Source organism: Rhizobacter sp. AJA081-3 (assembly GCF_017795745.1).
Taxonomy (GTDB): Bacteria; Pseudomonadota; Gammaproteobacteria; order Burkholderiales; family Burkholderiaceae_C; genus Piscinibacter.
In genome coordinates, this window is sequence record NZ_CP059067.1 from 2,291,746 (window position 1) to 2,304,247 (window position 12,502).

12 protein-coding genes and 1 tRNA gene are annotated in these 12,502 nt (G+C 65.1%); 2 read left to right on the forward strand and 11 right to left on the reverse strand.

What is annotated here, in order from left to right; all coding sequences use genetic code 11:
* Positions 1 to 73: 73 nt before the first annotated feature.
* A complete protein-coding gene (gene ppa / locus HZ992_RS10915; RefSeq protein WP_209386657.1) occupies positions 74 to 616 on the reverse strand; it encodes an inorganic diphosphatase in 543 nt (180 codons plus the stop codon).
* 249 nt (positions 617 to 865) lie between these two features.
* Here ppa and HZ992_RS10920 point away from each other — a divergent pair, with 249 nt between their 5' ends.
* On the forward strand, positions 866 to 3,283 hold the full coding sequence (locus HZ992_RS10920) for a sodium-translocating pyrophosphatase (protein ID WP_209386658.1): 2,418 nt from the start codon (positions 866 to 868) through the stop codon (positions 3,281 to 3,283).
* Between the two features lie 30 nt (positions 3,284 to 3,313).
* Here HZ992_RS10920 and HZ992_RS10925 read toward each other — a convergent pair whose 3' ends face one another.
* A complete protein-coding gene (locus HZ992_RS10925) occupies positions 3,314 to 3,913 on the reverse strand; it encodes an HAD family hydrolase (protein ID WP_209386659.1) in 600 nt (199 codons plus the stop codon).
* A gap of 203 nt (positions 3,914 to 4,116) precedes the next feature.
* Here HZ992_RS10925 and HZ992_RS10930 point away from each other — a divergent pair, with 203 nt between their 5' ends.
* Positions 4,117 to 4,326: a hypothetical protein gene (locus HZ992_RS10930; protein WP_209386660.1), complete on the forward strand. Its 210-nt coding sequence runs from the start codon at positions 4,117 to 4,119 to the stop codon at positions 4,324 to 4,326.
* Between the two features lie 293 nt (positions 4,327 to 4,619).
* Here the strand turns inward: HZ992_RS10930 and HZ992_RS10935 are convergent.
* From HZ992_RS10935 to thrS, 9 genes are all read right to left on the reverse strand, one after another.
* A tRNA-Pro gene (locus tag HZ992_RS10935) sits at positions 4,620 to 4,696 on the reverse strand.
* 45 nt (positions 4,697 to 4,741) lie between these two features.
* A complete protein-coding gene (locus HZ992_RS10940) occupies positions 4,742 to 5,182 on the reverse strand; it encodes a MerR family transcriptional regulator (RefSeq protein ID WP_209386661.1) in 441 nt (146 codons plus the stop codon).
* A gap of 34 nt (positions 5,183 to 5,216) precedes the next feature.
* Positions 5,217 to 5,579 carry an integration host factor subunit alpha gene (locus tag HZ992_RS10945; protein ID WP_209386662.1) on the reverse strand — a complete coding sequence of 121 codons (363 nt, stop codon included), beginning with the start codon at positions 5,577 to 5,579 and terminating at the stop codon, positions 5,217 to 5,219.
* Positions 5,580 to 5,590: 11 nt separating this feature from the next.
* A complete protein-coding gene (gene pheT, locus HZ992_RS10950; RefSeq protein WP_209386663.1) occupies positions 5,591 to 8,005 on the reverse strand; it encodes a phenylalanine--tRNA ligase subunit beta in 2,415 nt (804 codons plus the stop codon).
* Between the two features lie 10 nt (positions 8,006 to 8,015).
* Positions 8,016 to 9,059 carry a phenylalanine--tRNA ligase subunit alpha gene (gene pheS / locus HZ992_RS10955; RefSeq protein ID WP_209387134.1) on the reverse strand — a complete coding sequence of 348 codons (1,044 nt, stop codon included), beginning with the start codon at positions 9,057 to 9,059 and terminating at the stop codon, positions 8,016 to 8,018.
* Positions 9,060 to 9,197: 138 nt separating this feature from the next.
* Entirely contained in the window at positions 9,198 to 9,554 is a 357-nt protein-coding gene (gene rplT, locus HZ992_RS10960; RefSeq protein WP_209386664.1) for a 50S ribosomal protein L20, read from the reverse strand.
* A gap of 30 nt (positions 9,555 to 9,584) precedes the next feature.
* Complete coding sequence (gene rpmI, locus HZ992_RS10965) at positions 9,585 to 9,788, reverse strand: 50S ribosomal protein L35 (protein ID WP_209386665.1); 204 nt, start codon at positions 9,786 to 9,788, stop codon at positions 9,585 to 9,587.
* A gap of 119 nt (positions 9,789 to 9,907) precedes the next feature.
* Positions 9,908 to 10,456: a translation initiation factor IF-3 gene (gene infC / locus HZ992_RS10970; protein WP_209387135.1), complete on the reverse strand. Its 549-nt coding sequence runs from the start codon at positions 10,454 to 10,456 to the stop codon at positions 9,908 to 9,910.
* Positions 10,457 to 10,545: 89 nt separating this feature from the next.
* Positions 10,546 to 12,465, reverse strand: a complete 1,920-nt coding sequence (gene thrS / locus HZ992_RS10975; RefSeq protein ID WP_209386666.1) for a threonine--tRNA ligase — start codon at positions 12,463 to 12,465, stop codon at positions 10,546 to 10,548.
* Positions 12,466 to 12,502 lie beyond the last annotated feature (37 nt).

Below are 12,502 nucleotides of genomic sequence, written 5' to 3' on the forward strand. Positions count from 1 at the left end.
CGGCAGTGTAGGAGCCTGCCGCACCGAAAAAGATCCGCGACCGTGCCGGCCGCCGTGAATCAGGCCTGCTGAATCAGGCCTTCTTCTTGGCGTTCTGGTAGGCCGCAACGCCGTTCACGACTTCAGCCTTGGCGGCCTCCGGGCCTTCCCAGCCCTGGACCTTGACCCACTTGCCGGCCTCCAGGTCCTTGTAGTGCTCGAAGAAGTGCTGGATCGCCTTCAGGCGCATCTGGTTGATGTCTTCCGGCTTGTTCCAGTGGCTGTAGATCGGGCAGACCTTGTCGATCGGCACCGCCAGCAGCTTGGCGTCGCCGCCGGCCTCGTCGTCCATCTTCAGCACGCCCAGCGGCCGGCAGGTCACCACCACGCCCGGCGTCAGCGCGTACGGCGTGATCACGAGCACGTCGACCGGGTCGCCGTCGTCGGCCAGCGTCATCGGGATGTAGCCGTAGTTGCACGGATAGTGCATCGCCGTCGTCATGAATCGGTCGACGAACATCGCACCGGTTTCCTTGTCCACCTCGTACTTGATCGGATCAGCGTTCATCGGGATCTCGATGATCACGTTGAAGTTGTCGGGTGCCTTCGGGCCGGGGGTGACGTTGTGCAGGCTCATGCGTTTCTCGCGGACATTATTCGGACAAACCCGAATTCTACGCAGAGCACTGTCGGCGAACTGACACATTGATCCGCAGCACAAAAGGCTGGAAAACACCGTGACGGCGTCGTTGCCTTGCCCGAAGTCATCCCGTAGCATCCCGCGAGCCCCGGAACGGGCCGCCGCCTGCGCGTGCGCGAACGTTCCGCGAGACGTTCAAAAGAAGTATTCCAATCAGATCCGAGCAATGAGGAAGGAGATCCCCTGATGTCCACCAACGTGGCGCTTTACATCGCGCTGGCCTGCGGTCTGGCCGCCGTCGTCTACGGCTTCGTTCAGCGAAGCTGGATTCTCAGCCAGAGTCCCGGCAATGCCCGCATGCAGGAAATCGCCGGAGCGATCCAGCAGGGAGCGGCCGCCTATTTGGCCCGGCAGTACAAGACCATCGCGGTCGTCGGCGTGGTGCTGGCCATCCTGATCGGCATCTTCCTCGACGGCACCACCGCGATCGGCTTCGTCGTCGGCGCGGTGCTTTCGGGCGCTTGCGGCTTCATCGGCATGAACGTCTCGGTGCGCGCCAACGTGCGCACCGCGCAGGCCGCGACCAAGGGCATCGGCCCGGCACTCGACGTCGCCTTCAAGGGCGGCGCGATCACCGGCATGCTGGTGGTCGGCTTGGGCCTGCTGGGCGTGACGATCTTCTTCATGTTCATCACCGGCAACGGCAACCTCACGCCGGACAAGAGCCTGTCGAGCGTGCTCAAGCCGCTGCTCGGGCTGGCCTTCGGCTCGTCGCTGATCTCGATCTTCGCGCGACTGGGCGGCGGCATCTTCACCAAGGGCGCCGATGTGGGCGCCGACCTGGTGGGCAAGGTCGAAGCCGGCATCCCCGAAGACGACCCGCGCAACCCCGCAGTGATCGCCGACAACGTGGGCGACAACGTCGGCGACTGCGCCGGCATGGCCGCCGACCTGTTCGAGACCTACGCCGTGACGCTGATCGCGACGATGGCGCTGGGTGCGCTGATGGTCGCCTCGGCGCCGATGCAGGCCGTGGTCTACCCGCTGCTGCTCGGCGGCGTGTCGATCATCGCGTCGATCATCGGCTGCTCGTTCGTCAAGGCCTCGCCGGGCATGAAGAACGTCATGCCCGCGCTGTACAAGGGCCTGGCCGTCGCCGGTGTGCTGTCGTTCATCGCCTTCATCGGCGTGACGATGCTGGTGATGCCCGACACCGCGCTCGGTGCCGGCACGCAGTGGAAGCTGATCGGCTCCTGCGCCGTCGGCCTGGTGCTGACCGCCGCGCTGGTCTGGATCACGGAGTTCTATACCGGTACGCAGTACTCGCCGGTCCAGCACATCGCGCAAGCCTCGACGACAGGCCATGGCACCAACATCATCGCCGGCCTGGGCGTGTCGATGCGCTCGACGGCCTGGCCGGTGCTGTTCGTCTGCGCTGCCATCATGGCCGCCTACGGCCTGGCCGGCTTGTACGGCATCGCCATCGCGGCGACTGCCATGCTCAGCATGGCCGGCATCGTGGTCGCCCTCGACGCCTACGGCCCGATCACCGACAACGCCGGCGGCATCGCCGAGATGTCGGAACTGCCGGCTAGCGTGCGCGATGTCACCGACCCGCTGGACGCGGTGGGCAACACCACCAAGGCGGTGACCAAGGGCTACGCGATCGGCTCGGCCGGCCTGGCCGCGCTGGTGCTGTTCGCCGACTACACACACTCGCTCGAAGGCCGCGGCATGAGCGTGAGCTTCGACCTGAGCGACCCGAAGGTGATCGTCGGCCTGTTCATCGGCGGCCTGATCCCCTACCTCTTCGGCGCGATGGCGATGGAAGCCGTTGGCCGCGCTGCGGGCTCGGTGGTGGTCGAAGTTCGTCGCCAGTTCAAGGAGATCAAGGGCATCATGGAAGGCACGGCCAAGCCCGAGTACGGCAAGGCCGTCGACATGCTGACCACGGCGGCAATCAAGGAAATGATCGTCCCGTCGCTGCTGCCGGTGGTCGTCCCCGTGATCGTGGGCATGACGCTCGGCGCCGCGGCCCTGGGCGGCCTGCTGATGGGCACGATCGTGACCGGCCTCTTCGTGGCGATCTCGATGTGTACCGGCGGCGGCGCCTGGGACAACGCCAAGAAGTACATCGAAGATGGACACCACGGCGGCAAGGGCAGCGAGGCCCACAAGGCAGCTGTGACCGGCGACACGGTGGGCGATCCCTACAAGGACACCGCCGGCCCGGCCGTGAACCCGCTGATCAAGATCATCAACATCGTCGCGCTGCTGATCGTGCCGTTGCTGCCGATGCCGCCCAAGGCGGCTGCCGCCGCGCACGCCGCGCCTCCCGCCGCGACGGCCCCCGCAGCGGCGGCCACCACGGCGAAGTTCTACTTCGACAGCGGCAAGGCCGACCTCCCGGCCAACGGTGCCGAGAGCATCGCCAAGCTGGCAGCGGCCGGAAAGTCCGGCGGCAAGGCGGTGATCAGCGGATACCATGACGCCACCGGTGATCCGGCCCAGAACGCCGAACTGGCCAAGCAGCGCGCGATCGCCGTGCGCGATGCGCTCAAGGCCGCTGGCGTACCGGAGGACAAGATCGAACTGAAGAAGCCCGAGCAGATCAACGCCGGCGATGCCGCAGAAGCCCGGCGCGTCGAAGTGACCGTGCAGTGACGCACCGGGGCGGACGGCTCGCCCGTCCGTTCAGCGTGACAGCCAGGTCCGGGTGAATTCCGCCAGGTCCTGGTGGACACTGGCGACGATGGCCAGTTCCGGGCCTGTGTTCGGGCTGCCATTGGGCGCCCGCAGGACCAAGGCCTTGTGCACGCTGTCCGGAATGCCGCGGAAGTACGGCAGATAGTCGTCGACGAAGGCCTCGGGGCGCAGTTCTTCGACCACGTCCGCCTTCGGGCTTCGCTCGGTCTCCCGGTTGCCTGTGGCGATCACCCGCTCGATGGGGAAGCCATGGCTGCGCAGGTTGTGCAACCGGGCCCCTTCGAAACGGGCATCGAGCGCTGAAACGCACACCAGATCGAAACCCGCCTCCCTCAATCGATGGCAAGCCTGCACGGCGCCCTCCATGGGCGGCACGCTTGACCAAAACAACTCGCCGAACTCCGACTTGAATCGCTGCCGCCGGAACATGCCCAGCCGCGGCACCTTCCACCGGTCCATCGGCCAATAGGCCTGGGGATCGCGCTCGTCCGGATAGTGGCCGAAAGCGCGCTGCCATGCAGCCGCATATGCGAGATGGAAATCCAGCAGCACACCATCGGCATCCAGGGCAATCACGGGTCGGCGCATGCAGCCACTCTAGCGTTTTGCCCCGCTGCCGCATCGGCCTTGATGGTCGGCCTGTGCAACCGTTTACGCGGGTGTTGCGGAATGCTGGGACAATAGCGGGTTGACAGGGGCATCCAGCGCCCCCATCTCTGCGTCTTGCACTTCGGATTGACCGCGCCATGACCACACGCCGCCCCTCGCCCCCCGCCACTCCGGATTCGTCGATGAAGCTTCGACAGACCCAGGCAGAGTACACGGCAGCCCGACCCAGTTCCGAGCCCGGTATCCGCCCGTTGATGTCGAGCTCGAAGATGTACGTCTGCCGTCGTTGCCAGGCGAACTTCAAGACCGGTGATGGCAAGCCCGATCCGCGCCTGCCCGGCCTGGGCAAGTGCAACGCCTGCTTGGCCACGGCGGCAACCACCGCCGCCTGAGGCGACCCAAAAACCCGAAAGCCCGGGTCCTTGCGGTCCCGGGCTTTCGGCCGTCTGGGGTCAGAGCCAGGTCCAGATGCGGCGCAACCAAGTCGGTGCGCGGTTCGGCTTGGGTCGATAGAGTTCGCGGAACGTGGATTGCATGATCATGTCCTCCTGAGGACTTAACTGTATGCAACATCAGTACTGTATGCAAGCACAGATCATCCGCCTCGTGCGGGTCACGCATCCCTGATCGGCTCCGCAAAAGCAAAAAGCCCGGTACCAAGAAGGCACCGGGCTCTCACTGTCTTTGGTCGGGGTGGCGGGATTCGAACTCGCGACCCCTTGCACCCCATGCAAGTGCGCTACCAGGCTGCGCTACACCCCGACGAAGCCTTGCATTATAGAGTGAAATCTGCCGCTCTCTCGGGACTCACAGGACGAGCAGCGCTCGGATCGCAAGCAGTTCGCCTCTGATCTCGCCGGGGTCGAGCATGGACATCGGCTCCGATGCGGCCTGGCCTTCTGCCGAAGACGCCGGATCCTCCAGCGCCGCGGCCATGTCGATCACCTCGTCGGGCTCATCGATCGCAGGCCCCGCTTCGGCATCTCGCGGAATGGCCGCATCCGATAGCCGGTTGCGCGCCCCGCTGATCGTGAAGCCCTGTTCGTACAGGAGCTCACGGATGCGCCGGATCAACAGCACCTCATGGTGCTGGTAGTAGCGCCGGTTGCCCCGGCGCTTCATCGGCTTGAGTTGGGTGAACTCCTGCTCCCAATACCGAAGCACGTACGGCTTCACCCCGCACAAGTCGCTCACCTCACCGATCGTGAAGTATCGCTTGGCGGGGATGGCTGGGAGCGCTTTCTCCATCAAAATCAATAAGATCCCAAGAGAAAGCTAGACTTTACTCGAACTCTTCCCCTGCCGGTATGTCACCTTGCACGACTCCCTTGAGTTTGTGGCTGGCGTGGAAGGTGACAACGTTGCGCGCCTTGATCGGAATGGCCTCCCCCGTGCGCGGATTTCGCCCTGGTCGCGGGGCCTTGCGGCGGATGTTGAAGTTGCCGAAGCTGGACAGCTTGACATCCTCGCCAGTCACCAGCGTGCCGTGGATGATCTCGAAGAAGGCCTCGACCATGTCCTTGGATTCGCGCTTGTTCAGCCCGAGCCGTTCGAACAACAAGTCGGCCAGTTCCGCCTTGGTGAGCGTGGGCGTCTCGATGGTCGGCAGGACGACCCGGTTCCGCGGCGTGTCGTTGTCGCTCATGGTTTTTGCCCTCAGCCCCGCAGGCGCACACCCAGGCGAGCCTGGAGCGTGGCCAGCACCTCGGCCACGGTGGCCTCGATGCGTTCATCGGTCAGTGTGTTTTCGTTGTCCAGCAACTCCAGTCGGACAGCGAGACTGCGCTCGCCGGGCTTCATGTCGGCCGTGTCCGACGCCGGTCTGTAGATGTCGAACAGACGCGCCGAGCGCACGAGCCCGCCACGGCCTGCGCCAATGGCATCCATGAGCGCGCCATGGGTGACCCGCTCGGCCGCAACCAGAGCGATGTCGCGAACCGCCACTTGCTGGCGCGGAATCGGCATGAACGCGGGCAGATCGCGCTCCTGCAGCGCGTCCAGGTCGAGTTCGAACAGCAGCGGCGCCGACGGCAACTCGTAGGCCTGGCGCCAACGCGGATGCAGTTCGCCCACATGTCCGATCGAGCGACCGGCCAGTTCAATCCGCGCACAGCGCCCCGGATGCATCGCTGGGTGCTCGGCCGTCACGAAGACCGCGCTGCGTGGCGCAAGCAACGCCTCGATGTCACCCTTGACGTCGAAGAAGTCGACCGCGCGTTCCTTGCTGCCCCATTGCAGCACGTCGCTGCGGCCCCAGGCCAGCCCGGCCAGTCGCCGCGGCTGCACCAGACCGGCAACTGCCGTCTCCGCGTCCACCGCAGACGCGTCGCGGCGGAACACGCGCCCCGCCTCGAACACGCGCACGCGGCTCGCCTTGCGGGCCAGGTTCGACTGCAACACCGCCACCAGGCTGCCCAGCAGGCTGGAGCGCATCACCGACAAGGGGCTGGCGATGGGGTTGAGCACGCGGATCGGGTCAGCATTGCCGGCCAGTTCATGCTCCCAGCGCTCTTCGACGAAGCTGAAGCTGATCGTCTCCTGGTAGCCCAGGCCCGCGAGAACTTGCCGCAACGCGCCCGTGCTTCGTTGCGACTCGGTCCGCACGCGAGCCGTCACCGGCGCCAGCGGCGGTGTGTCCGGCAGCGACTGGTAGCCCAGCACGCGAATCACTTCCTCGATCAGGTCCTCCTCGATCTTCAGATCGAAGCGCCACGACGGTGGCGTCACGGTGAGCACTCCCGCGTCGGCACTGAACTTCAAGCCCAGCCGCTGCATGACGCCTTCGCACTGCGCCTGCGTGACCGGCATGCCGATCACCTTGGCGGCGCGGGCCACGCGCAGACGCACAGGTTCGGCCGCGGGCAGGCGAAGCACCTGGTCGTCCATCGGGCCGGCCTCGCCACCGCAGATGTCGATGATCAGCCGGGTGATGCGTTCGATGTGCTCGACCGTCAGCGCCGGATCCACGCCGCGCTCAAATCGGTGCCCGGCGTCGGTGGCAAAGTTGAAGCGCCGCGAGCGCCCAGCCACCGCATCCGGCCACCAGAAGGCGGCCTCCACATACACGTTGCGTGTCGCACCGGACACCGCAGTGGCTTCGCCGCCCATGATGCCGGCCAGCGATTCGACAGCCTCGTCGTCGGCGATCACTCCGACCTGTGCATCGACCTCGATGGTGTTGCCGTTCAGCAGCTCCAGCTTCTCGCCCGGTCGCCCCCAGCGAACCGTCAGGCCACCGTGGATCTTGTCCAGATCGAAGATGTGCGACGGGCGTCCGAACTCGAACATCACGTAATTCGAGATGTCCACCAGCGCCGTCACCGAGCGCTGGCCACAGCGCGCCAAACGGTCCACCATCCAGGCCGGCGTGCGCGCCTGCGGGTTCACGCCGCGCACGACGCGGCCGGAGAATCGGCCACACAGATCGCTGGCCTCGACCTTCACCTTCAGCACCGCATCGTGCGACACAGGCACCTGCGGGAAGCTCGGCACCTTCAGTGGCGCACCGGTCAAGGCCGCCAGCTCGCGCGCGATGCCGTAGACGCTCAGGCAGTGCGCCAGATTGGGCGTGAGCTTGAGCGTGAAGATGGTGTCGTCGAGCGCCAGCTGGCTGCGAATGTCGACGCCGACTTTCGCCGACTCGTCCAGCACCAGCAAGCCGCCATGGTCTTCCGACAGCTTGAGCTCGCGCGCTGAGCACAGCATGCCCTGGCTCTCGACGCCGCGCAGCTTGCCGAGCTTGATCACGAAGGTCTTGCCGTCCTCGCCCGGCGGCAGTTGCGCCCCGACGAGCGCGCAGGGCACGTGCATGCCCGCGCGCACGTTCGGCGCACCGCAGACGATCTGCAGCGTCGTGCCGGTGCCGGCGTCGACTTCGCAGACGTTCAGGCGGTCCGCATTCGGATGCTGCGTCACCGCGAGCACCTTGGCGACGACCACGCCGCTGAACGGCGGTGCGGCCGGATGGGTCTCTTCGACTTCCATGCCGGCCATCGTCAGCAGTTCTGACAACTCAGCCGTGGAGATCGGAGGATCGCAGTACTCGCGCAGCCAGGATTCAGGAAACTGCATGGCTCGGGAATCAGTTGAATTGCGACAGGAAGCGCAGGTCGTTCTCGAAGAACAGCCGCAGGTCGTTCACGCCGTAGCGAAGCATCGTCAGACGGTCCGGGCCCATGCCGAACGCGAAGCCGATGTGGCGCTCCGGATCGAGGCCGAAGTTGCGCACCACGTTCGGATGCACCTGGCCGGAGCCCGCCACCTCGAGCCACTGGCCCTTGAGCGGCCCGCTGGAGAAGGCGATGTCGATCTCGGCGGAGGGCTCGGTGAAGGGGAAGAACGAGGGCCGGAAGCGCAGCGTCAGCTCATCGGTCTCGAAGAATCGCCGGCAGAAGTCGGTGAACACGACCTTCAAGTCCTTGAAGCTCACGTTCTCGCCGATCCACAGGCCTTCGCATTGATGGAACATCGGCGAGTGCGTGGCGTCACTGTCGACGCGGTAGGTGCGGCCCGGCGCGATGACGCGGATCTCGGGCATGTGCTCCTTGCCGGCATGCTTCTTCGCATGCGAGCGCGCATAGCGCACCTGCATCGGCGAGGTGTGAGTGCGCAGGTTCAGCCATCGGCCCTCGGCGTCCTTCAGGTCGACGTAGAAGGTGTCCTGCATCGAACGCGCGGGGTGGTTCTCGGGGCTGTTCAGCGCGGTGAAGTTGTACCAGTCGGTCTCGATCTCCGGGCCATCGGCCACGTCGAAACCCATCGAGCCGAAGATGGCCTCGATGCGTTCGATGGTGCGGGTCACCGGGTGCAGGCCGCCGATGCCGCGCTGTCGGCCCGGCAGCGTGATGTCCAGCGACTCCGACTTCAGTTGGGCCTCCAGTTCGGCCTGGCCAAGCGCGTCGCGGCGCGCCTGCAGCAAGGCCTCGACCTGCTGCTTGGCTGCATTGATCAGCGCGCCGCGGGCCTTCTTTTCGTCGACCGGCAAGGCACCCAGCGCCTTCAGCTGCTCGGTGACACGGCCTGACTTCCCGAGGTATCGCGCCTTGGCGTTCTCGAGTTCGGCGGGCGTCGCTGCCTTCGCGAAGTCGGCCTTCGCGTCGTCGACGAGGGGAGCGAGATCGTTCATCGCATCGGAGCCTGAGAGACCTTCACCACAAGAAAAAAGGCCGCACACGAGGTCGGCCTTGGAAAGCTGAGCCGGCACCGCTTTCACGGGCCAGCGCTGCGGCGGCCGAGGCGCGTTAGCGCCCGGTCGCGCAGGGGGTCAAGCGAGTTGGGCCTTCACCTTGTCGACGATGCTGCCGAAGCCGGCAGGATCGTTCACGGCCATGTCGGCAAGGACCTTGCGGTCGATGTCGATCTGGGCCTTCTTCAGGCCAGCCATGAACTTGCTGTAGGTGAGCCCGAGACCCCGGCTCGCCGCGTTGATGCGGGCGATCCAGAGTTGGCGGAAGACACGCTTCTTGGTACGACGATCACGGTAGGCATATTGCCCGGCCCGCATCACCGCTTCCTTGGCGATGCGGAACACGTTCTTGCGGCGGCCGCGGAAGCCCTTGGCCAGGACCAGAATCTTCTTGTGACGTGCGCGGGCGGTGACACCACGTTTGACGCGAGGCATTTCTTACTCCTTCAACAATGGGTCAGAGAATCACAGGCCGGCAAATGGCAGCATCTGCGCCATGTGGCCCATGTTGGTCTCGTGCACGGTGACAGCACCACGCAGGTGGCGCTTGTTCTTCGTGGACTTCTTGGTGAGGATGTGGCGCTTGAACGCCTGGCCCCGCTTGACGGTGCCCCCCGGACGCACGCGGAACCGTTTGGCCGCGCTCTTCTTGGTCTTCATCTTGGGCATGACTGCTCCTTCTTTGTTGCTGCTGCAGGCGCCGGTGAATGTTCCACCGTCTTGTTGGCCTGCAGTCGCTTCTGACAACGCCCCGGCGACCAGACCGAGGCATTGAACTCTTCGAACTCCTACTTGCGCTTGGGCGCCAGCACCATGATCATCTGGCGGCCTTCGAGCTTGGGCATGTGCTCCACGACCGAGACATCCGCCAGTTCGTCTCGGATGCGTTCGAGCAGTCGCATGCCGATGTCCTGGTGGGTGATCTCGCGGCCGCGGTAACGCAGCGTGACCTTGCCCTTGTCGCCGTCTTCCTCGATAAAGCGGCGCAGGTTGCGCATCTTGATCTGGTAGTCGCCTTCGTCCGTGCCCGGACGGAACTTCACTTCCTTGACTTCGACGATCTTCTGCTTGGACTTGGCTTCCGCTGCGCGCTTTTGCTCTTGGTACTTGAACTTGCCGTAGTCCATCAGTCGGCACACCGGAGGGTCTGCCTGGGCCACGATCTCCACCAGATCAACGTCCATCTCGCCCGCCATGCGCAGGGCTTCCTGGGTCGATACGATGCCCAGAGGTTCGTTCTCGGGGCCGTTCAGGCGGACTTCGGGGGCCATGATCTCGCGGTTGAGCCGGTGCTTGCGCTCGGCGTTCGGAGTACGGCGGTCAGCAAAAGTAGCGATGGTTGGTACCTTTCAGCGGACTCCAAGGCAAGAGAAGCCCAAAAAAACGATTTGCGCGCCGGCCTCCCAGGGCATGACCACCGTCGTGGTCACACTTTCCGGGCAATGTCGTCGGCGATCTTCGCTAGGAAGTCGGCCAGCGGCATCACCCCGAGATCCTGGTTGCCCCGGGCGCGCACGGCAACAGCCCCGTTTGCCTTCTCCTTGTCGCCTACGACGAGGATGTACGGGACCTTCTGCATCGAATGCTCGCGGATTTTATAGGTAATCTTCTCGTTGCGCAAATCGGTCGCAACTCTAAGTCCTTGTTTTTGCAGCGATTTGGCCACATCCAAGGCGTAGTCGGCCTGGGAGTCGGTGATGTTGAGCACGCTGACCTGCTGCGGCGCCAGCCAGGCCGGCAGCGCGCCGGCATGCTGTTCGATCAGGATCCCGATGAAACGCTCGAAGCTGCCGATGATCGCCCGGTGCAGCATCACGGGGTGGGCGCGACCGCTGCTCTCGGTCACGTATTCGCCGCCCAGGCGCTCGGCCGTGTTGAAGTCGACCTGCATCGTCCCGCACTGCCACTGGCGGCCGATCGCATCCTTGAGCGTGTACTCGATCTTCGGGCCGTAGAAGGCACCGTCGCCGGGCGACACGATGAACTCGACACCCGAGCGCCGCAGAGATTCCATCACGGCATGCTCCGCCTTGTCCCACAGTTCGTCGGAACCGACCCGGTTCTGCGGGCGCGTCGCGACCTTGTAGATGATGTCGGTGAAGCCGAAGTCGGCGTAGACCTTCTGCAGCAGCGTCGTGTAGGCGACGCACTCGTCGAGGATGTGGTCCTCGGTGCAGAAGATGTGGCCATCGTCCTGCGTGAAGCCGCGCACCCGCATGATGCCGTGCATCGAGCCGCTGGGCTCGTTGCGGTGGCACTGCCCGAATTCGCCATAGCGGATCGGCAGATCCCGGTAGCTGCGCATGTGCGAGCTGAAGATCAGCACGTGGCCGGGGCAGTTCATCGGCTTGAGCGCGTATTCACGCTTCTCCGACTCCGTCGTGAACATGTTCTCGCGGTAGTTGTCCCAGTGGCCGGTCTTTTCCCACAGGCCCTTGTCGAGGAGCTGCGGGCCCTTGACTTCGAGGTAGCCGTTGTCGCGGTAGATCTGCCGCATGTACTGCTCGACGTTCTGCCACAGCGCCCAGCCCTTGGGGTGCCAGAACACCAAGCCCGGCGCATGTTCGTCGATGTGGAACAGGTCGAGCTCGCGGCCCAGCTTGCGGTGGTCGCGCTTCTCGGCTTCCTCGAGCATGTGCAGGTACTTCTGCAGGTCGTCCTTGCTCGCCCAGGCCGTGCCGTAGATGCGCTGCAGCATCTCGTTGCGATGGTCGCCGCGCCAGTAGGCGCCGGCCACCTTCATCAGCTTGAAATGCTTGAGTCGCCCCGTGGAGGGAACGTGTGGGCCGCGGCACAGGTCCTCGAAGGCGCCTTCTCGATACAGCGAGACATCCTCGCCGGCCGGGATGCTGGAGATGATCTCCGCCTTGTAGTGCTCGCCGAGGCCTTTGAAGTAGGCCACGGCCTCGTCGCGCGGCAGCACGCGGCGCTCGACCTTCTCGTCCTTGCGGGCCAGTTCGCTCATCTTCGCCTCGATGGCCGCCAGGTCTTCCGGCGTGAAGGGGCGCTTGTACGAGAAGTCGTAGAAGAAGCCGTTCTCGATCACCGGGCCGATCGTCACCTGCGCCTCGGGGAACAGCTCCTTCACCGCGTAGGCGAGCAGGTGCGCCGTCGAGTGGCGGATCACCTCCAGCCCGTCGGCGTCCTTGTCGGTCAGGATGGCCAGCGATGCATCGGCCTCGATGCGGTGGCTGGTGTCCACCACGCGGGCGGCATCGCCCTGCCCCACGCGGCCGGCGATCGCCGCCTTGGCCAGGCCCGGGCCGATGGAGGCGGCCACTTCGGCCACCGTCACCGGGCCGGGATATTCACGCCGGGAACCGTCGGGCAATTGGATCGAAACCATCACGAACTCCGAAAAACAAAAAGGCGCGGACCATGCC

Coding starts and splice junctions, on each gene's coding strand:
- HZ992_RS10925 (WP_209386659.1), bottom strand. CDS start 3,913: ATGCGCCGACCCGTGATTGCCCTGGATGCCGATGGTGTGCTGCTGGAT.
- HZ992_RS10940 (WP_209386661.1), bottom strand. CDS start 5,182: ATGGAGAAAGCGCTCCCAGCCATCCCCGCCAAGCGATACTTCACGATC.
- HZ992_RS10945 (WP_209386662.1), bottom strand. CDS start 5,579: ATGAGCGACAACGACACGCCGCGGAACCGGGTCGTCCTGCCGACCATC.
- thrS (WP_209386666.1), bottom strand. CDS start 12,465: ATGGTTTCGATCCAATTGCCCGACGGTTCCCGGCGTGAATATCCCGGC.
- HZ992_RS10920 (WP_209386658.1), top strand. CDS start 866: ATGTCCACCAACGTGGCGCTTTACATCGCGCTGGCCTGCGGTCTGGCC.
- pheT (WP_209386663.1), bottom strand. CDS start 8,005: ATGCAGTTTCCTGAATCCTGGCTGCGCGAGTACTGCGATCCTCCGATC.
- ppa (WP_209386657.1), bottom strand. CDS start 616: ATGAGCCTGCACAACGTCACCCCCGGCCCGAAGGCACCCGACAACTTC.
- pheS (WP_209387134.1), bottom strand. CDS start 9,059: ATGAACGATCTCGCTCCCCTCGTCGACGACGCGAAGGCCGACTTCGCG.
- rplT (WP_209386664.1), bottom strand. CDS start 9,554: ATGCCTCGCGTCAAACGTGGTGTCACCGCCCGCGCACGTCACAAGAAG.
- rpmI (WP_209386665.1), bottom strand. CDS start 9,788: ATGCCCAAGATGAAGACCAAGAAGAGCGCGGCCAAACGGTTCCGCGTG.
- HZ992_RS10930 (WP_209386660.1), top strand. CDS start 4,117: ATGAAGCTTCGACAGACCCAGGCAGAGTACACGGCAGCCCGACCCAGT.